An 18,575-nucleotide genomic window follows, 5' to 3' on the forward strand; every position below is an offset into this window, starting at 1 on the left:
GGTGAGCCCGACCCGGGGCCGTTCCGCGAGGGGGTGTAAAACGAATCCCTCGCACGTTTGTCACGACGCGTGTCGGCCGCCCGGCGCGCCCCCTGTCAGGAGGACCACCCCATGGGCCGTTATCTTTTGAGACGGCTGCTGCAACTCGTGCCGGTGTTCATCGGCACGACGTTCCTGATCTACTGGCTCGTCTGGTCGGTGCCCGGCGACCCCTTCGCCGGCAAGTGCGGTGACCGTGGTTGCCCTCCGAACTACCGGGCCATGATGACCGAGAAGTACCATCTCGACGATTCGATCTGGGTGCAGTACGCCAGCTACATGAAGAACCTTTTCCAGGGCGACTTCGGTATCACGTTCGGCGGTCGCGAGATCAGCGACATCATCGCCACCTCGTACCCGAACACCCTGAAGCTGGCGGTGGTCGCGCTCGCCATCGAGGCCATCATCGGTCTCGGCGCGGGCGTGCTGACCGGTCTCCGGCGTAACGGCTTCCTGGACAACCTGGTCCTCGTCTCGTCGCTGTTCCTGATCGCGCTGCCGGTCTTCGTCATCGGCTTCGTGCTCCAGTGGTTCCTCGGCGTCAAGTGGGGCATCATCACCCCGACCGTCTCCAACGAGATGCGGTTCAGCGAGCTGCTCGTGCCGGGCTTCGTGCTGGGCAGCGCCTCGACGGCGTACATCGCGCGGGTGGCGCGGACCAGCATCGCGGAGAACCGGCGCGCCGACTACGTCCGTACCGCCATCGCCAAGGGCCTCCCCATGCGCCGGGTCGTCGGCGTGCACCTCCTGCGCAACTCGCTCATCCCGGTGGTCACCCTGCTGGGCACCGACCTCGGCGCCCTGATGGGTGGCGCCATCATCACCGAGGGCATCTTCGGCATCAACGGCATCGGCCGCCAGGTGCTCCGGGCGATCGTCACCAAGGAGAGCGCTACCGTTGTCGGCATCGTGGTGGTGCTGGTGGTCGTCTATCTCGTGATGAACCTGCTGGTGGACCTGCTCTACGCCGCCCTGGACCCGAGGATCCGCTATGAGTGACCCGAGTACCGCGTCGATCGTCTCGACGCCGCCCGCGACCATGCCGACCGAGGCCGGTTCCGGCGCGCCCGCCAACGCCGGTCTCCCGGAGAGCGCGCAGAAGCAGCAGAAGCCCCGCGGCCTGCTCGGTGACGCCTGGCGGGACCTGCGCCGCAAGCCGCTGTTCTGGATCTCGGCGGCCTTCATCCTGCTGTTCGTCGTGATGGCCGCGTTCCCGCAGCTGTTCACCTCCGACGACCCGGTCAACGGCGCGCTGTCGCGCAGCCGGGTCGATCCGTCGGCCGACGCCTGGTTCGGCTACGACGTGCAGGGCCGGGACGTCTACGCCCGGACCATCTACGGTGCCCGCGCCTCCATCGTGGTGGCACTGCTCTCCGTGATCGGCACTCTGCTGATCGGCGGCACCATGGGCATCATCGCCGGCTACCGCGGTGGCTGGGTGGACGCGCTGCTCTCCCGGATCGCGGACATCTTCTTCGGCCTGCCGTTCGTGCTCGGTGCGATCGTCATCCTGACCACGTTCAACGGGTCGGGCACCGACAACGGTGAGTGGACGATCATGGGCCTGGTGATCATGTCGCTGACCGTGCTGAGCTGGCCGGTCGTGATGCGGCTGATGCGCTCCTCGGTGCTCGCCACCAAGGAGGCGGACTACATCGTGGCCGCCCGGGCGCTGGGTGCCGGCACCGGCCGGATCATCCTCAAGCACCTGCTGCCGAACTGCCTGGCTCCGCTGCTGGTCTACGGCACGATCATGGTCGGCTCGTTCATCGGCGCGGAGGCCACGCTGTCCTTCCTGGGCATCGGCCTGAAGAGCCCGGTGGTCTCCTGGGGCATCATGATCAGCGAGGCGCAGAACTACATCCGGGTCTCGCCGTTCCTGCTGTTCTTCCCCTCCGCGTTCCTCGTCGCCGCCGTGCTGAGCTTCGTCATGCTCGGCGAGGCGGTCCGCGAGGCCCTCGACCCGAAGCTCCGATAGGGGAACTGAGTTGTCCGACATTCTCGTGTCCGAGCAGTCAGCGCCGGGCGCCGACGGATCCGGCCGCCCCTCAGGCCGCCTGCTCGAGGTCGACGGCCTGCGGGTGGAGTTCCGCACCCGGGACGGTGTCGCCAAGGTCATCAACGGGGTGACGTACCACGTCGACGCGGGGGAGACCCTCGCCGTGCTCGGCGAGTCCGGCTCCGGCAAGAGCGTCACCGCGCAGACCATCATGGGCATCCTCGACACCCCGCCCGGCTTCGTCACCGGGGGCCAGGTCCGCTTCCACGGCAAGGACATGCTCAAGATGTCCGCCGAGCAGCGGCGCCGGATCCGGGGTGAAGGCATTGCGATGATCTTCCAGGACTCGCTCTCCGCCCTCAACCCGGTTTTCACCGTCGGCTTCCAGATCGCCGAGCAGTTCCGCATCCGGCGCGGCATGAGCCGCTCGGACGCCAAGAAGCGCGCGATCGAGATGCTCGACCAGGTCAAGATCCCGAACGCCAAGGGCCGGTACAGCAACTACCCGCACCAGTTCTCCGGTGGTATGCGGCAGCGCGCCATGATCGCCATGTCGCTGGCGCTGGACCCCGAGGTGCTGATCGCCGACGAGCCCACCACCGCGCTGGACGTGACCGTGCAGGCCCAGATCATGGACCTGCTCGGCGAGCTCCAGCGGGAGCGGCAGATGGGCATGATCCTGATCACCCACGACCTCGGCGTGGTCGCCGACGTCGCGGACCGGATCGCGGTCATGTACGCCGGCCGGATCGTCGAGGAAGCCGACGTGTACGACCTGTACGCCAAGCCGGCGCACCCGTACACCCTCGGCCTGCTCAACTCGATCCCGCGGATGGACGAGAAGGGGCAGGAGCTCCGGACCATCAAGGGCCTCCCGCCGAACCTGATGAACATCCCGCCGGGCTGCGCCTTCAACCCGCGTTGCCCCATGGCGCAGCCGGTGTGCCGGGAGACGGTGCCCCCGCTGCTTCAGTTGGGTCGAGGCCGGGCCAGCGCCTGCCACTTCGCCGAGGAGCTCGTGAACCGTGACTGAGAACATCATCGAGGTCCGTGACCTGGTCAAGCACTACCCGGTGACCCGGGGCATCGTGTTCAAGAAGACCATCGGTCAGGTCAAGGCGGTCGACGGAGTCTCCTTCGAGCTGAAGGCCGGCGAGACGCTCGGCGTGGTCGGCGAGTCCGGCTGCGGCAAGTCGACGCTGGCCCGGGTGCTGATGAACCTGGAGAAGCCGACCGCCGGCCAGGTGCTCTACAAGGGCCAGGACATCTCCAAGCTCTCCGGCGGCGCGCTGCGGCGCCTGCGCCGGCAGATCCAGCTGGTGATGCAGGACCCGTACACCTCGCTGAACCCGCGCATGACGGTCGGCGACCTGATCGGCGAGCCCTTCGAGATCCACCCCGAGGTGGCTCCGCGGCGGTCCCGCCGGGACAAGGTCAAGGAACTGCTCGACCTGGTCGGCCTCAACCCGGAGCACATCAACCGCTACCCGCACCAGTTCTCCGGCGGTCAGCGGCAGCGCATCGGCATCGCCCGGGCGCTCGCCCTGCGGCCCGAGGTCATCGTCTGCGACGAGCCGGTGTCGGCCCTGGACGTGTCGATCCAGGCGCAGGTGATGAACCTGCTGGAGAAGCTCCAGGCCGAGTTCGGCCTCTCGTACGTCTTCATCGCCCACGACCTGTCGGTCGTGCGCCACCTCTCCGACCGGGTCGCGGTGATGTACCTGGGCAAGATGGTGGAGGTCGGCACCGAGGACGAGATCTACGAGCGGCCCACCCACCCGTACACCCAGGCGCTGCTGTCGGCGGTGCCGGTGCCCGACCCGACCGTGCGGGAGAGCAAGGCGATCATCCGGCTCCAGGGTGACGTCCCCTCGCCGGTCAGCCCGCCCTCGGGCTGCCGGTTCCGCACCCGGTGCTGGAAGGCGCAGGACGTCTGCGCCCAGGACGTGCCGCTGCTCCAGATCCGGCCGGGCTCGGACCACCCGAGCGCCTGCCACTTCGCGGAGAAGCGGGAGATCGTCGTCACCCACGACGCGGCCTGACCGACCACGGACCGCCTGCCGGCGTCAGCTCGACGCCGGCAGGCGGTTCGTCGTATCCGGGGACTTCGCGCCCCCGGGACCCTCACAGCGGTCCGCGGCCGGCGCGCAGCAGCAGGAGCGCGAGCTGGGTGCCGTCGGCGCCGAGCGCCTCGCGGAACCGCTCCAGGATCTCCCGCTCCCGGGAGAGCACGAGCCGGGTGCCGCCGGAGGCCATCCGGGTGGCCCCGACCTCCTGGGAGAGCGCGGCCCGCTCCTGCCAGAGCGCGATGATGGTGCGGTCGATCTCGTCGATCCGCTCCCGGATCTCGCTGATCCGCTCGGCCGCCGCCGAGTCGTCGGTGCCGGTCCGGGCCGCCGCGGCCCCGGTCGGGTCACCGCCGGCGGGCCGGCCCTGCGGCGCCAGGCTGCCGCTGGACTCCACCACGTCAGTCATCATCGTCGTACCCCTCGGGGTCTCGGGCCCGGTACCCGGATCCCGGGACGGAAAAGCCCCGGGCTCCAGGAGCCCGGGGCTTTTCGTAGGTCTGTGATCAGGCGCGACCTACGGCTGCCGGACTCCCGGTGCCGTAGTAAAAGTAGAAGCGCTGACCGAACACGCCGTCGAGTATGCCGACCCGCGGGCCGCACGCGCAAGGAAACCCGCCAACAGGTGGGACGTGACGCCGCCGTCCCGTCGGCGGCGCGCGGGCGGGAAGTGTCCGGCGGTCGGCATAGACTTCCGGTGCGATGCATCCTCTCTTCGACATCCCCGTGTCCCCGCCCGCGCCGGAGCCCGGTGCGACCCCGCCGCACCCCGGGCCCGACGACTCCAGCCCGGCGCGCCGGTCGCCGCGCCGCGACCTGAAGCCGTCGGTCCGGCCGGACCCGCAGGCCCTCCTCGCCGGCCTGAACGGGCCCCAGCGGGACGCGGTCACCCACGCGGGATCCCCGCTGCTCATCGTGGCCGGCGCCGGTTCGGGCAAGACCCGGGTGCTGACCAACCGGATCGCGTACCTGCTCGCCGCGCGGGACGTGCACCCCGGCGAGATCATCGCGATCACCTTCACCAACAAGGCCGCCGGTGAGATGAAGGAGCGGGTGGCCGCGCTGGTCGGCCCGCGCGCCCGGTTGATGTGGGTGTCGACCTTCCACTCGGCCTGCGTCCGGATTCTCCGCGCCGAGCACGAGCACGCCGGCCTCAAGTCCACGTTCTCGATCTACGACGCCGACGACTCCCGTCGGCTCATGCAGCTGGTCGCCCGCGAGCTGGACCTGGACCCGAAGCGCCACCCGGCGCGCGGCCTGGCCGCCCAGGTCTCCAACCTGAAGAACGAGCTGGTCGACCCGGAGGAGTTCGCCGGCCGGGCCAAGGGCCCCAACGAGCGGGCGCTGGCCGAGGCCTACACGCTCTACCAGCGGCGGCTGCGCGAGGCGCACGCGCTGGACTTCGACGACCTGATCATGACGACGGTGCACCTGCTCCAGTCGCACCCGCACGTCGCGGAGAGCTACCGGCGCCGGTTCCGGCACGTGCTGGTCGACGAGTACCAGGACACCAACCACGCCCAGTACGTGCTGATCAAGGAGCTGGTCTCCGGCACCGAGGGCATCCCGCCGGCCGAGCTCTGCGTGGTCGGTGACGCCGACCAGTCGATCTACGCGTTCCGCGGCGCCACCATCCGCAATATCCTGGAGTTCGAGCGCGACTTCACCGACGCCCGCACGATCCTGTTGGAGCAGAACTACCGCTCCACCCAGACCATCCTCAACGCCGCCAACGCCGTGATCGACCGGAACACGTCCCGCAAGCCCAAGCGGCTGTGGAGCGACGCCGGGGCCGGCGAGCAGATCGTCGGCTACGTGGCCGACACCGAGCACGCCGAGGCCGACTGGGTGGCCCGGGAGATCGACCGGCTGGTCGACGCCGGCGACACCCGCCCGGGCGACGTGGCCGTCTTCTACCGCACCAACGCCATGTCCCGCGTCTTCGAGGAGGTGTTCATCCGGGTCGGCCTGCCCTACAAGGTGGTCGGTGGGGTGCGCTTCTACGAGCGCAAGGAGGTCCGCGACGCGCTGGCCTACCTGCGCGCGGTGGTCAACGACGACGACACGGTCAGCCTGCGCCGGATCCTCAACACCCCGCGTCGCGGCATCGGTGAGCGCGCCGAGGCGTGCGTGGAGGCGCTGGCCAGCCGGGACCGGATCTCCTTCGGCGCCGCGCTGCGCCGGGCCAAGGACGCGCCGGGGATCTCCACCCGGGCCGCCAACGGCATCGCCGAGTTCGTCGCGCTGCTCGACGAGGCACGTGAGCTGGCCGCCACCGGCACCCCGGAGGAGGTGCTGGAGGCCCTGCTGACCCGCTCGGGCTACCTGGCCGAGCTGGAGGAGAGCCTCGACCCGCAGGACGCCGGCCGGGTGGACAACCTCCAGGAACTGGTCAGCGTCGCCCGGGAGTACACCGAGCGGATCGAGGCGCTGGGCGGGGAGGACGAGCGGGCCACCCTGGCCGGTTTCCTGGAGCAGGTGGCGCTCGTCGCCGACGCCGACCAGATCCCCTCCGACGACCCGGACCACCAGGGCGTGGTGACCCTGATGACGCTGCACACCGCCAAGGGGCTGGAGTTCCCGGTGGTGTTCCTGAGCGGCCTGGAGGACGGCGTCTTCCCGCACCTGCGCTCGCTGGGCGACACCCGCGAGCTGGAGGAGGAGCGGCGGCTGGCCTACGTGGGCATCACCCGCGCCCGGCAGCGCCTCTACCTGTCCCGGGCGGTCACCCGCTCGGCCTGGGGCGCGCCCGCCTACAACCCGCCGTCGCGCTTCCTGGAGGAGCTGCCGACCGAGCTGGTCCGCTGGGAGCGCACCGAGGGGTCGTACACCTCGTGGGGCGGTGGGGGCGGCGGCGTCGGCGGCCGGGCGGATCGTGTGCCCGGCGGGCGGGGCGGCTTCACCGGCGGGACGCCCAAGGCCACCGAGCTGGCCAAGCGGCTCGGGGTGGACGCCACCCGGCTGGCCACGGCGAGCGAGCTGAAGCAGGCGCCCAAGGTCTCGGTGGGCGACCGGGTCAACCACCAGCGCTACGGCCTCGGCCGGGTGCTGGCGGTGGAGGGACACGGTCCGGGCGCACGGGCGCAGATCGACTTCGGCGACCAGACCATGTGGCTGGTCCTCCGGCACGCCCCCATCGACAAGCTCTGAGCCGAGTGGGGACCGGCCCGGCGACGCGCCGGACCGGGCCCCTCCCTCGTGCCGCGGCCGTCAGCAGGCCACGTCGATGCCCCGGGCACGCAGGAACGGCGCCGGGTCGATCTGGTTCCACATGGCGCCCTTGTGCACCTCGAAGTGCAGGTGCGGGCCGGTGGCGTCACCGGTGGCGCCCTCGTAGCCGATGACCTGGCCGGCCTTCACCTTGTCGCCGACGCCGACGATCAGCCGGCTCTGGTGCGCGTAGTGGGTGAGGTAGCCGTTGGCGTGGTCGATGAAGACCGAGTTGCCGTAGCCGTCCCCGACGTCGCCGGCCTTGACCACGGTGCCCGCCGCGGCGGCGTGGATCGGTGTGCCCGACGGCATGGCGAAGTCGATGCCGGCGTGCAGGGTGCCCCACCGCTGCCCGTAGCAGGAGGTGATCTCGGCGCCCTTCATGGGGATGACCCAGGCCGGCGTCGGCTTGGTGGTCTTCTTCGGCTTCGGCTTCGGCTTGGCCGGGGCGGGCTTCGTCGGCTTCGGGCTGGCCGCGCTCGGGCTGGGCGACGCGGTGGCCGAGGGGGTGACCGGGGCGGTCGACTCGCGGGTCGAGCGATCGGCACGGGCGGCAGCCTCAGTGCGCGCCTGGGCGTCGAAGTCGACCGCCGCGGGGGTGGGGGCGCCGTGGTCGGCGGTGGCGACGGAGACGCCCCCGACGCCGAGGCCCAGCAGGGCCACCGCGCCGACGACGACATATGCGGTACGCCGGACCGGGCGCTGGCGCCGGTGCCGGGCGGGAGCGTTGTCCGGGGTGTTCTCGTTCTGGATAAAGCTGTCTTCCTGCACGGAAACCTTCATCAGTCGAGGGGCACGTGACCTCGAAATACTGGTGTCGGCCGGGATGGCGGCGGGTACGGGGTTCCGGAGGGCCGGTGAGGCGCGTGAGACCACCTGCCCGGGTTTGCGCCGGCCTGGGCGGTTTCCTGCTGAAAAGGATCATGCGCGGCTGTGGTGCCGGCCACATCTGCTGGTGTGATCCAGCAGACTTTGCCGCAGACGAAACCGCCCGGATCGACTGATCCGGGCGGTCAACGGGCGATACGGAGCGTCAGGAAGCGGCTACCTCGGCGTAGATTGCCTCGGTTTCGAGCTGGATGCTCACACCACGCTCATCGAGCCACGGCACCGGGTCCAGCGGCTGGCCGTTGACATGGATCTCCAGGTGCAGGTGGGAACCGTAGGAGTGGCCGGTGTTGCCGACCAGACCGAGCTGGTCGCCCGCCTTCACCTGCTGGCCCTCCTTGACGGTCACCGCCGAGGAGTGGCCGTAGATGGCCTCGCTGCCGTCCGCGTGCTGAACGATCACCGCGTAGCCGTAGCCGCCGAACCAGCCGGCCTTGGTGACCTGGCCGTCGTGGATCGCCCGGTAGGGCGTGCCCTCCGGGGCGACCAGGTCGATGCCGGTGTGCAGCTTGCCCCAGCGCATGCCGTAGGGCGACTGGAAGTCGTAGCCGTGCAGGGGAAGCAGCCAGGTGTCCTGCTCGGTGGCGGTCTTGCCGCCGGCGCGGTCGTCACGGGTGGCGCGGTTCGCGCTGTCGGTCCGGGCCGCGGCATCCTGGCTGGTGACCGACGCCTGCTTGAGCTCGTCGAGGACCGACGGGCTGACGCTCTTGGCGTCGGGAAGGGCGTTCGCGCCGAGGGCGACGATGCCGGCGCCCACGAAGGCGGTGGTGACGACCGCGGCGTAGCGGCTCCGCGGGGGGGTGGGTACGCGGCGGCGGCCGCGATATCTATCGGGCTCAGACGACAGGCGCTGGCGCACGCACACCCTCCGTTGTCGGGGATCCGATGCGACCTCGGACTGTTCGGTGAAGCTCGGTCGAACCTCCGGTGTCGCGTCGTCACCCGTCCGTGGACTTGATGACAACCGTGGACACGTTAGCCAACTGCCACTCCTGTCACAAGCTGAAGCGCCGAACTGGCGTTTCGTTCTGTCCGTTTCCATCCCCTCTTGTCACAGCTCGTGCCGCCGGTCGGGTGGCCCGGCAACCGCCCGTTCGTCGCGGACAGTGACCGTTCGGCGGAGGTGTCCGGCTTCCCGCGCGCGTGCCCGGGCGGTAAGGCGCAGCCCGGGTTTCCGGCCCCGGGCAGGGCGGGTTACCGTTCGTTCAGGTCAGGAGTGCCGGAGCCGGTGAAAGGTGTGCGCTGATGAGCTCTCGTATCCGGGTCGTCGTCGCGAAGCCCGGCCTGGACGGCCACGACCGGGGCGCGAAGGTGGTCGCCCGTGCCCTGCGGGACGCGGGCATGGAGGTCATCTACACCGGCCTGCACCAGACCCCGGAGCAGATCGTCGAGACCGCGATCCAGGAGGACGCCGACGCGGTCGGCCTCTCGGTGCTCTCCGGCGCGCACATGACCCTCTTCAAGCGTGTCCTCGAGCTGCTCGGCGAGCGCGACGCGGCCGACATCGTCGTCTTCGGCGGCGGCATCATCCCGGACGCCGACATCCCGGAGCTCCAGCGGCTCGGCGTCGCCAAGATCTTCACCCCCGGCGCCACCACCCAGTCGATCGTGGAGTGGGTCCGGGAGAACGTCGCCCAGCCGGTCGCCTGACCCTGTCACGTGACGAGCGGGTCGGTGCTTGCCTGATCGACTCGGCGCGGTCGGCAGGCTGAGCCAGCCGCGGGTCGTTCACGACATAACGTCGGCTGCGGGGCCAGGAGCTGATTCGGAGCCGCCAGGGCGGGCCGCCGATGTGCGGGCAGGGGGAGGGGCCGGACGCACCCCTCACACGCCCGGCCCCTCTATGCACGATGCCCCGCCGCCACCCCTCGACCGACAGGGCATCGGCCGCTCCCGCCGTCGCGCCTTACCAGCGCTCCGACATCAGACTCAACGACGCCCCCAACAGGGGGTTACGCCCCTTCCCGAACATCCCCCGGACGGCTGACGGCCCGCGTCCCGGGCCCTCCGGAGGGCGGGTTTCGAGGGGTCCTCGCGGCGGGGAAGACGGCCGTATGGTGTGCCTGCCGGACCGCGCCCCCCGCGGTCGACGACCCCTGCCGGGAGCCCGCCGTGACCCAGCCGCCGTACCCGCAGCCCGACCCCGCCGGCGGCCAGCCCTCGTCGCCCCCGCCTCCCGGCGGGTGGCCGGCGCCGCACCAGCCCGGCCAGCCCGGACCGGGAGCGCCGGCGCCGCAGCAACCGGGTCCGGGCGGCTGGGGTACGCCGCACCAGCAGCCCGCGCCCGGCTGGCCCGCCCCGCAGCAGCAGTACGGCGCGCCGTACCAGCCCGCGGCGGGCTGGCCGGGTGCGCAGCAGGCGTATCACCCGGGTGGTGTCGGGCCGGGGCAGCCGCCGGCCGTGCCGACCGCGAAGCGGATCCCGGAGGACCAGCCGTTCGTGGTCCGGCCGAGCCTGCGCAAGCGGGCGCTGACCCTCGGCCTGGTGACCCTCGTGATCGGCCTCGTGATGGCCTGCCCGATCGGCCTCGCCGCGTCGTCGGAGGGCGGCGGCGTCGGGCTGCTCGCCATCATTCCGGTGGTCATGCTCGTCTTCGCCGTGCCGGTCGGCCTCCAGCTCTGGCTGGTCTCCTCCGGCGGCCCGGTGCTGGCGCTCGGGACGGCCGGGCTGTGGATCAAGACGCGGCCGACCCGGGGGCAGGCGATCTGGCTGCCGTGGGAGCTGGTCGAGCGGATCTACGTGCGGCGCTGGGGCCTGGAGAAGATGGTGTGCGTGAAGCCCCGGGACCCGCGGGTCGGCAGCGGCCTGGGCGCCTTCACCGCGATCGACTCCGGGATGCAGCAGGCCTTCTTCGGCACCGGCTTCACCGCCACCGTCAACCACGCCGACCGCAGCGAGGACGAGATCATGCGAGCCGTGGTCGGGTACGCGGCCGGCCGCTGTCGGGTGGGGTGACCCCGGCGCGACGCAGAGGCGGCTGTGCATTACCGCACACCGTGCACCCGCTCGGTTGCCGCCGGTTCCCATCTCGTTAGGCTGCGGCAAATGGCCTGTCTCATCTGATGACAGGCGTCAAACTGATTTTCCAACGCTGGTGGCGGCGCGACGGCGCGCCGCGGAGACGGGACGGGACGCGCAATCGTGGACCTGTACGAGTACCAGGGGCGGGACCTGTTCGAGCGGCACGGGTTGCCCGTGCTCGCCGGCGGCGTCGCCACTACCCCGGAGGAGGCCCGCGCGATCGCCGAGCGCCTCGGCGGCCGGGTTGTCGTCAAGGCGCAGGTTAAGGTCGGCGGCCGCGGCAAGGCCGGCGGCGTGAAGCTGGCCGAGGGCGCGGAGGAGACGGTGGCCCGCGCCACCGACATCCTCGGCATGGACATCAAGGGTCACACGGTCCACAAGGTCATGATCACGGTGACCGCGGACGTGGCCGAGGAGTACTACTTCTCGTACCTGCTCGACCGGGCGAACCGCACCTTCCTCTGCATCGCCAGCGTGGCCGGCGGCATGGACATCGAGCAGGTCGCCGCCGAGACTCCGGAGAAGGTCGTCAAGGCCCCGATCGACGCCAACACCGGCGTGGACGAGGCCAAGGCGCGGGAGATCGTCAGCGCGGCCGGCTTCCCGGCCGAGATCGCCGACCAGGTGGTCGAGGTCGCGGTCAAGCTGTGGCAGGCGTTCGTCGCCGAGGACGCCACGCTTGTCGAGGTGAACCCGCTGGCCACGACCAAGGACGGCAAGCTGCTGCTGCTGGATGCCAAGGTCACCCTCGACGAGAACGCCGCGTTCCGGCACCCGGACCACGAGGCCCTGGTCGACCAGGCGTCGGTGGACCCGCTGGAGCAGGCCGCCAAGGAGAAGGACCTCAACTACGTCAAGCTCGACGGCGAGGTCGGCATCATCGGCAACGGCGCGGGCCTGGTCATGTCCACCCTGGACGTGGTGGCGTACGCCGGTGAGCGGCACGGCGGCGTCAAGCCGGCCAACTTCCTCGACATCGGCGGCGGCGCGAGCGCCGAGGTGATGGCGAACGGCCTGGAGATCGTCCTCTCCGACCCGTCGGTGAAGAGCGTCTTCGTCAACGTCTTCGGCGGCATCACCGCCTGCGACGCGGTCGCCAACGGCATCGTGCAGGCGCTGGCGCTGCTCGAGCAGCGCGGCGAGAAGGCCACCAAGCCGCTCGTCGTCCGCCTCGACGGCAACAACGCCGAGGCCGGTCGGGCGATTCTCGACGACGCGAACAACCCGCTGATCCAGCGGGTCGACACCATGGACGGCGCGGCCGAGCGGGCCGCCGAGCTGGCAGCTGCGGGGGTCTGACAATGGCTATCTGGCTGACCAAGGACTCCAAGGTCATCGTGCAGGGGATGACCGGTTCCGAGGGTTCCAAGCACACCCGGCGGATGCTCGCCGCCGGCACCAACGTCGTCGGCGGCGTCAACCCGCGCAAGGCGGGCCAGAAGGTCGACTTCGACGGCACCGAGCTGCCGGTGTTCGCATCCGTCGCGGACGCCATGAAGGAGACCGGGGCGGACGTCACCGTCATCTTCGTGCCGCCGCAGTTCACCAAGGCCGCGGTGGTCGAGGCGATCGACGCCGGCATCGACCTGGCCGTGGTGATCACCGAGGGCGTGCCGGTGCACGACACCGCCGCGTTCTGGGCGTACAACGTGGCGCAGGGCGAGCGGACCCGGATCATCGGGCCGAACTGCCCGGGCATCGCCTCGCCGGGCGCGTCCAACGCCGGCATCATCCCGGCCGACATCACCGGCTCCGGCCGGATCGGCCTGGTCAGCAAGAGCGGCACGCTGACCTACCAGATGATGTACGAGCTGCGGGACATCGGCTTCTCCACCTGCGTCGGCATCGGCGGTGACCCGATCATCGGCACCACCCACATCGACGCCCTGGCCGCCTTCGAGGCGGACCCGGAGACCGACGCGATCGTCATGATCGGTGAGATCGGCGGCGACGCCGAGGAGCGGGCGGCCGAGTTCATCAAGGCCAACGTGACCAAGCCGGTGGTCGGCTACATCGCCGGCTTCACCGCCCCGCCCGGCAAGACCATGGGCCACGCCGGCGCCATCATCTCCGGCTCGGCGGGCACCGCCGACGCCAAGAAGGCGGCGCTGGAGGCGGTCGGCGTGAAGGTCGGCAAGACCCCGACCGAGACCGCCAAGCTGATGCGGGAGATCATGTCCGGCCGCTGAGCGGTCCCGTGACGTACCGAGGGGGTCGACCCGGTCGGGTCGGCCCCCTCGTGCTTCCTATCGGTACCAGTAGGGGTTGTAGTAGTGGCCCCGGGACCGGACGACCGCGCTGGCGATGATGTTGATGACGCCGAACGCGATGGCCAGCCAGCCGAGCACCGGGGACTTGCCGAAGCGCTTCGCGTCCCGGATCGACAGGTAGCCGAAGACGATGCCCAGGATGCCGCAGCAGAGCAGGCCGGTGATGATCCCCAGGACGCCCCAGAGGGTGGTCCGGTCCCGGCCGGCGGCCGGTGGCGGCGGGGGCGGCGGATACGGAGCGTTCACGGCTTCCTCCGAGCGGTCGGTGCCGCGACAGGAAAGGTCGCGTCCTGGGCCGAGGCTAAACCGGATCCGCCCCGCCGAGCCGATGGATCAGGGAACTCGCCGCGGTCCCGGGGCGGTATCGGACTGCCGTCGCCCGCGCGGCATGCCAGAGTAGAGCCGATGTCACGCGTCACCCCTGACCAGCCCCGCCACCCCGCGGCCGAGGCCGCCGCCGACGCCCGGCCGAGCGGCCGTGCCCGGCCGGCGCCGCGGGTGCCCGCGCCCCGGTCGGGGGAGCCGCCGCGCGGTCGGGCCCCGCTGCCCGTCGCCGCCGGGGTGGCGGCGCTCTGGGCCGCCGTGACGTCGTGGCTGCCGGTCACCCTGGTGCTCGGCCTGGCCCAGCTCAGCGAGGACGCCGGCTCGCTGCCCGGCGCACTGCGTGCCGGCCTGGTCGGCTGGCTGCTCGGGCACGGCGTGCCGGTGGAGACCTCCGCCGGGCCGCTCGGCCTGGCGCCGCTCGCCCTGACCGCGCTCGCCGTCTGGCGGCTCACCCGCGCCGGCGTGCACGTCAGCCGGGCCATCGGCGCCCGGGGCAACCGCTCGCCCGGGCGCGCGCTCACCGCCGCGGTCGCGGTGGCCATCGCGTACGCGTTGCTCGGCGCCCTCGCGGCCCTCACGGTCGACGGTGGCGGGTTGCGGGTGTCCCCGCTCCGGGCCGGGCTGACCTTCGCGGTCCTCGGTGGGCTCGCCGCCCTGGTCGGCGCGCTGCGGACCACCGGCGTGTGGGTCCTGCTGGCCCGCCGTGCCCCGGCGGCGCTGCGCGACGGTGTGCGCACCGGGCTGGTCGCCGGCCTGCTGCTGTTCGGCGCGGGCGCCGGGGCGGCCGGGCTGGCCGTGGCCACCGGGGGCGGCGACGCGGCCGACATGATCGGGGCGTACCGGACCGGGGTGGCCGGTCAGGCGGGCATCACGCTGGTCAGCCTCGCCTATGCGCCCAACGCCACCGTCTGGTCCGTCAGCTACCTGCTCGGTCCCGGGTTCGCCGTCGGCACCGACACCGCGGTGCGCACCAGCGAGGTCTCCGTCGGCGCGCTGCCGGCCGTACCGTTGCTGGCCGGCCTGCCGCGGGGCCCGGTGGACGGGCTGGGCGCCGCGCTGCTCGCGGTGCCCGTGCTGGCCGCGATGGCGGCCGGCTGGCTGCTGGCCCGGCGGCTGCTGCGGCTCGCGGCCGACGACCGCGCCCCGGTCGGGTGGTCCACCCTGCTCGTCCCGGCGGCGCTCGCCGGCCCGGTCGCGGGGCTGCTGCTCGGTCTGGCCGCGGCGGCCTCCGGCGGCCCGCTCGGTGGCGGCCGGCTGGCCGACGTCGGCCCGGCTGCCTGGCCGGTGGCGGGCGTGGCCACCCTGGTGGTCGCCGTCGGCGCGCTCCTCGGCGCCGCGGCCGGCCGCAGCCTCACCCGCACCCCGACCCGCTGACTCCGCACCGGACCGCAGACGGTGAAGGGGCGCCCCGCCGATCGCGGGACGCCCCCTTTCCGCAACCGGAGCGATCAGGGCTCGGTCGGCAGGTTCACGTTGGCGACGACGGCCAGGATGAACACCAGGATGCCCAGACCGGCGCCGACCGCGCCGCAGATGAGACCGGCCTTGGCCTGGCCGGCGTTGCTGGCCTCGCCGCGGTCCGCCTTCTGCTTGGCCAGGTAGCCGGTGACCACACCGGCGATGCCGATCGGGATACCCAGGTAGAGGCAGCAGACCATCGGGATCGACACGATGCCGAGGATCATCGACACCAGGCCCAGCGTGTTGTTCTGGCCGCCCTGGCCGGTGGGGTAGCCGGCCTGCGGGTACTGGGGCGCGGCGCCGTACGGCTGCTGCTGCGCGTACGGGTCCTGGCCGTAGGGCTGGCCGGAGGTGGGCTGCTGGCCGTAGGGCTGGCCCGAGGTGGGCTGCTGGCCGTACTGCGGCGCCTGCGGCGGCTGGGCGTACGGGTCCTGCCCGTACGGCTGCCCCGAGGTGGGCTGCTGCCCGTACTGGGGGGCCTGCGGCGGCTGCCCGTACTGCGGGGCCTGCGGCTGGCCGTACGGGTCGTACTGGGGGGAGGTCGGGTCCTGGTTCGGCTGCTGGCCGTGGGGGTCCTGACCGGGGTAACCGGGCTGCATGTGCGGGGCGCTCCTCAAACTGGGGGTCAACGGTCCATGGTCGGGTTGTCGCCGCTCATCATTCCGCCCGGACACGGGACGCCGCGGCACACGGGCCCGGGACCGAGGTCAGTCACGATGCCGACGCCGGGGCCGGGCGTACGCATCGCCCCGGGCGACGGCAGCGTATCGTGCCGGCGCCACGAGGGAGATCACCAGCGGCGGCGCGGCCCGAGCGTCGGACGCCCCCGCAGGCCCGATAGGGTTGCCGCGTGACCGAGCCCGCGTCCGTCGCCCGCCTCGTCGTCCTCGTCTCCGGCTCCGGCAGCAACCTCCAGGCCCTGTTGGACGCCGCCGCTGACCCCGCGTACGGGGCCCGGGTGGTGGCCGTGGGCGCCGACCGCGACGGGATCGCGGGCCTGGACCGGGCCGCCGCGGCCGGCGTGCCGACCTTCGTGGAGCGGGTGAAGGACCACCCGACCCGGGCGGACTGGGACAAGGCGCTGACCGCCCGGGTCGCCGAGCACCGGCCGGACCTGGTCATCAGCGCCGGTTTCCTCAAGCTTGTCGGCCCGCAGTTCCTGGCCGCGTTCGGGGACCGCTACCTGAACACGCACAACACCCTGCTGCCGGCGTTCCCCGGCATCCACGGCCCGCGGGACGCGCTCGCGTACGGGGTGAAGGTCACCGGGGCCACCCTGTTCTTCGTCGACGCCGGAATGGACACCGGGCCGATCGTCGCCCAGGTCGCCGTGCCGGTGCGGGACGACGACGACGAGGAGACGCTCACCGAGCGCATCAAGTCCGCCGAGCGGCGCCAGCTCGTCGAGCAGGTCGGTCGGCTGGTTCGTGAAGGTTGGACGATCACCGGCAGAAAGGTCACCGTTCCATGAGTGCCACTGGGGACGTCCGTCGCCCGATCAAGCGGGCGCTGGTCAGCGTCTACGACAAGACCGGGCTGGTCGAGCTCGCCCGGGCCCTGCACGAGGCGGGGGTGGAGATCGTCTCGACCGGCAGCACCGCGTCGACGATCTCCGGCGCGGGCGTGCCGGTGACCCCGGTCGAGCAGGTGACCGGTTTCCCGGAGATCCTCGACGGCCGGGTGAAGACGCTGCACCCGAAGATCCACGGCGGCCTCCTGGCCGACCTGCGCAAGGACGCGCACGCCGCCCAGCTCGACGAGCACGGCATCGCCGGCATCGACCTGCTGGTCTCCAACCTCTACCCGTTCCAGGCCACGGTCGCCTCCGGGGCGAGCCAGGACGAGTGCGTCGAGCAGATCGACATCGGCGGTCCGGCGATGGTCCGGGCCGCGGCCAAGAACCACGACTCGGTGGCCGTGGTGACCGACCCGGCGGCGTACCCGGCGCTGCGGGACGCGCTCGCCGAGGGCGGCTTCACCCTGGCGCAGCGCCGGGCCCTCGCGGCCCGCGCGTTCGCGGACATCGCCGACTACGACGTGGCCGTCGCCGAGTGGTTCGCCCGGGAGCTGGCGCCGGCCGCCGACGGCTGGCCGGCGTTCGCCGGGCTGGCGTTGCGCCGCCAGGCGGTGCTGCGCTACGGCGAGAACCCGCACCAGGCGGCCGCCCTCTACGCCGACCCGGCCAGCCCGGCCGGCCTCGCGCAGGCCGAGCAGCTGCACGGCAAGGAGATGTCCTACAACAACTACGTCGACGCAGACGCCGCCTGGCGGGCCGCGAACGACTTCCCGGAGCAGCCGGCGGTGGCGATCATCAAGCACGCCAACCCGTGCGGCATCGCGGTGGGGGCGGACGTGGCCGAGGCGCACCGCCGGGCGCACGCCTGCGACCCGGTGTCCGCGTACGGCGGGGTGATCGCGGTCAACCGGCCGGTCTCGGTGGAGCTGGCCCGGCAGGTCGCGGAGATCTTCACCGAGGTGCTGGTGGCGCCCGGCTTCGACGAGGGCGCCCTGGAGGTCCTCCGGGCGAAGAAGAACATCCGCCTGCTGCGGGCCCCCGGGTTCGACCCGCTGCCGGCCGAGTGGCGGCAGGTCACCGGCGGCGTGCTGGTGCAGCTGCGGGACCGGATCGACGCCGCCGGCGACGACCCGGCGAACTGGACGCTGGCCACCGGCGAGGCGGCCGACGAGGCCACCCTCCGCGACCTGGCGTTCGCGTGGCGGGCGGTCCGGGCGGTGAAGAGCAACGCGATCCTGCTGGCCCGGGAGGGCGCCACCGTCGGCGTCGGGATGGGCCAGGTCAACCGGGTCGACTCGGCGCAGCTCGCGGTGAGCCGGGCCGGCGCCGAGCGCGCCCGCGGCTCGGTCTGCGCCTCGGATGCGTTCTTCCCGTTCGCCGATGGCCCGAAGATCCTCATCGAGGCCGGCGTCCGGGCGATCGTCCAGCCCGGCGGCTCGATCCGTGACGAGGAGACCATCGCCGCCTGCAAGGAGGCCGGGGTGACCATGTACCTCACCGGCACCCGGCACTTCTTCCACTGATCTCCACGAACCCGACGGGGGCGCGGCCGACCGGCCGCGCCCCTGTTTCATGTGTTGCCCGCCGCGGTCCGAGCGATGTCACGAGTGGACGGCTGACCAGCCGAAAGGACGACTGTCCACCATTGCCGGGTTGTGAAAGTTGTTGCTAGCGTTGTCCGGCAGCAAGCGATCGACCCTCCCCGTTCTCTGCTCGATCCGCTCCCGTCCCGCGGCCGTCGCGCCGCCCGCTCGAGCGCCACCCCCTCGGACAGGTTTGCC

Annotated in this window: 17 protein-coding genes; 12 read left to right on the top strand and 5 right to left on the bottom strand. The window is 72.0% G+C overall.

Annotated features, from left to right (window positions below; all coding sequences use genetic code 11):
* Positions 1–111 precede the first annotated feature (111 nt).
* Genes NFX44_RS09625 through NFX44_RS09640 form a run of 4 tightly spaced genes read left to right on the top strand, consistent with a single transcriptional unit; the run spans position 112 to position 4,080 of the window.
* Entirely contained in the window at positions 112–1,038 is a 927-nt protein-coding gene (locus tag NFX44_RS09625; protein ID WP_262283129.1) for an ABC transporter permease, read from the top strand.
* Positions 1,031–2,017, top strand: coding sequence for an ABC transporter permease (locus NFX44_RS09630; protein WP_262283130.1), 987 nt, complete (start codon positions 1,031–1,033; stop codon positions 2,015–2,017). The genes NFX44_RS09625 and NFX44_RS09630 overlap by 8 nt, the downstream gene beginning before the upstream one ends.
* A gap of 25 nt (positions 2,018–2,042) precedes the next feature.
* Positions 2,043–3,071: an ABC transporter ATP-binding protein gene (locus NFX44_RS09635; RefSeq protein WP_262283178.1), complete on the top strand. Its 1,029-nt coding sequence runs from the start codon at positions 2,043–2,045 to the stop codon at positions 3,069–3,071.
* Positions 3,064–4,080, top strand: coding sequence for an ABC transporter ATP-binding protein (locus NFX44_RS09640; RefSeq protein WP_262283131.1), 1,017 nt, complete (start codon positions 3,064–3,066; stop codon positions 4,078–4,080). The genes NFX44_RS09635 and NFX44_RS09640 overlap by 8 nt, the downstream gene beginning before the upstream one ends.
* An 82-nt stretch (positions 4,081–4,162) precedes the next feature.
* On the opposite strand, the gene NFX44_RS09645 is transcribed toward NFX44_RS09640, so the two are convergent.
* Complete coding sequence (locus tag NFX44_RS09645; RefSeq protein ID WP_262283132.1) at positions 4,163–4,516, bottom strand: chorismate mutase; 354 nt, start codon at positions 4,514–4,516, stop codon at positions 4,163–4,165.
* A 290-nt stretch (positions 4,517–4,806) separates the two neighbouring features.
* Between NFX44_RS09645 and pcrA the strand changes: the two genes are divergently transcribed.
* Positions 4,807–7,254 carry a DNA helicase PcrA gene (pcrA, locus tag NFX44_RS09650; RefSeq protein ID WP_262283133.1) on the top strand — a complete coding sequence of 816 codons (2,448 nt, stop codon included), beginning with the start codon at positions 4,807–4,809 and terminating at the stop codon, positions 7,252–7,254.
* A gap of 60 nt (positions 7,255–7,314) precedes the next feature.
* Here pcrA and NFX44_RS09655 read toward each other — a convergent pair whose 3' ends face one another.
* The gene (locus tag NFX44_RS09655) at positions 7,315–8,085 is read right to left on the bottom strand and encodes a M23 family metallopeptidase (protein WP_262283134.1); all 771 of its coding nucleotides are present in this window, start codon (positions 8,083–8,085) and stop codon (positions 7,315–7,317) included.
* Positions 8,086–8,347: 262 nt separating this feature from the next.
* Positions 8,348–9,061 carry a M23 family metallopeptidase gene (locus NFX44_RS09660; protein ID WP_262283135.1) on the bottom strand — a complete coding sequence of 238 codons (714 nt, stop codon included), beginning with the start codon at positions 9,059–9,061 and terminating at the stop codon, positions 8,348–8,350.
* 386 nt (positions 9,062–9,447) lie between these two features.
* Here NFX44_RS09660 and NFX44_RS09665 point away from each other — a divergent pair, with 386 nt between their 5' ends.
* The 4 genes from NFX44_RS09665 to sucD all read left to right on the top strand — a co-directional run bounded on the left by NFX44_RS09665 (position 9,448) and on the right by sucD (position 13,412).
* The gene (locus tag NFX44_RS09665) at positions 9,448–9,852 is read left to right on the top strand and encodes a cobalamin B12-binding domain-containing protein (protein ID WP_262283136.1); all 405 of its coding nucleotides are present in this window, start codon (positions 9,448–9,450) and stop codon (positions 9,850–9,852) included.
* Between the two features lie 462 nt (positions 9,853–10,314).
* A complete protein-coding gene (locus tag NFX44_RS09670) occupies positions 10,315–11,157 on the top strand; it encodes a hypothetical protein (protein WP_262283137.1) in 843 nt (280 codons plus the stop codon).
* A 186-nt stretch (positions 11,158–11,343) separates the two neighbouring features.
* Positions 11,344–12,522, top strand: coding sequence for an ADP-forming succinate--CoA ligase subunit beta (gene sucC, locus NFX44_RS09675; RefSeq protein WP_262283138.1), 1,179 nt, complete (start codon positions 11,344–11,346; stop codon positions 12,520–12,522).
* A gap of 2 nt (positions 12,523–12,524) precedes the next feature.
* Positions 12,525–13,412 carry a succinate--CoA ligase subunit alpha gene (gene sucD, locus NFX44_RS09680; RefSeq protein ID WP_262283139.1) on the top strand — a complete coding sequence of 296 codons (888 nt, stop codon included), beginning with the start codon at positions 12,525–12,527 and terminating at the stop codon, positions 13,410–13,412.
* A 57-nt stretch (positions 13,413–13,469) separates the two neighbouring features.
* Here the strand turns inward: sucD and NFX44_RS09685 are convergent, their stop codons facing one another.
* Entirely contained in the window at positions 13,470–13,739 is a 270-nt protein-coding gene (locus tag NFX44_RS09685; protein ID WP_262283140.1) for a DUF4190 domain-containing protein, read from the bottom strand.
* A 159-nt stretch (positions 13,740–13,898) separates the two neighbouring features.
* Between NFX44_RS09685 and NFX44_RS09690 the strand changes: the two genes are divergently transcribed.
* Positions 13,899–15,191: a DUF6350 family protein gene (locus tag NFX44_RS09690; RefSeq protein WP_262283141.1), complete on the top strand. Its 1,293-nt coding sequence runs from the start codon at positions 13,899–13,901 to the stop codon at positions 15,189–15,191.
* A gap of 74 nt (positions 15,192–15,265) precedes the next feature.
* Here NFX44_RS09690 and NFX44_RS09695 read toward each other — a convergent pair whose 3' ends face one another.
* Positions 15,266–15,877, bottom strand: coding sequence for a DUF4190 domain-containing protein (locus tag NFX44_RS09695; protein WP_262283142.1), 612 nt, complete (start codon positions 15,875–15,877; stop codon positions 15,266–15,268).
* A gap of 251 nt (positions 15,878–16,128) precedes the next feature.
* Here NFX44_RS09695 and purN point away from each other — a divergent pair, with 251 nt between their 5' ends.
* Positions 16,129–16,749: a phosphoribosylglycinamide formyltransferase gene (gene purN / locus NFX44_RS09700; protein ID WP_262283143.1), complete on the top strand. Its 621-nt coding sequence runs from the start codon at positions 16,129–16,131 to the stop codon at positions 16,747–16,749.
* Complete coding sequence (gene purH, locus NFX44_RS09705) at positions 16,746–18,317, top strand: bifunctional phosphoribosylaminoimidazolecarboxamide formyltransferase/IMP cyclohydrolase (RefSeq protein ID WP_262283144.1); 1,572 nt, start codon at positions 16,746–16,748, stop codon at positions 18,315–18,317. The genes purN and purH overlap by 4 nt, the downstream gene beginning before the upstream one ends.
* Positions 18,318–18,575: the final 258 nt, after the last annotated feature.

The sequence above is a fragment of the Micromonospora sp. MA102 genome (assembly GCF_025460765.1).
Classification (GTDB): Bacteria; Actinomycetota; Actinomycetes; order Mycobacteriales; family Micromonosporaceae; genus Micromonospora; species Micromonospora halotolerans.

What these genes read in the sequence shown, in the direction of transcription:
- purH (WP_262283144.1), top strand. Translation starts at nt 16,746, where the DNA reads ATGAGTGCCACTGGGGACGTCCGTCGCCCGATCAAGCGGGCGCTGGTC.
- NFX44_RS09695 (WP_262283142.1), bottom strand. Translation starts at nt 15,877, where the DNA reads ATGCAGCCCGGTTACCCCGGTCAGGACCCCCACGGCCAGCAGCCGAAC.
- NFX44_RS09625 (WP_262283129.1), top strand. Translation starts at nt 112, where the DNA reads ATGGGCCGTTATCTTTTGAGACGGCTGCTGCAACTCGTGCCGGTGTTC.
- NFX44_RS09665 (WP_262283136.1), top strand. Translation starts at nt 9,448, where the DNA reads ATGAGCTCTCGTATCCGGGTCGTCGTCGCGAAGCCCGGCCTGGACGGC.
- sucD (WP_262283139.1), top strand. Translation starts at nt 12,525, where the DNA reads ATGGCTATCTGGCTGACCAAGGACTCCAAGGTCATCGTGCAGGGGATG.
- NFX44_RS09690 (WP_262283141.1), top strand. Translation starts at nt 13,899, where the DNA reads ATGTCACGCGTCACCCCTGACCAGCCCCGCCACCCCGCGGCCGAGGCC.
- NFX44_RS09630 (WP_262283130.1), top strand. Translation starts at nt 1,031, where the DNA reads ATGAGTGACCCGAGTACCGCGTCGATCGTCTCGACGCCGCCCGCGACC.
- NFX44_RS09645 (WP_262283132.1), bottom strand. Translation starts at nt 4,516, where the DNA reads ATGATGACTGACGTGGTGGAGTCCAGCGGCAGCCTGGCGCCGCAGGGC.
- pcrA (WP_262283133.1), top strand. Translation starts at nt 4,807, where the DNA reads ATGCATCCTCTCTTCGACATCCCCGTGTCCCCGCCCGCGCCGGAGCCC.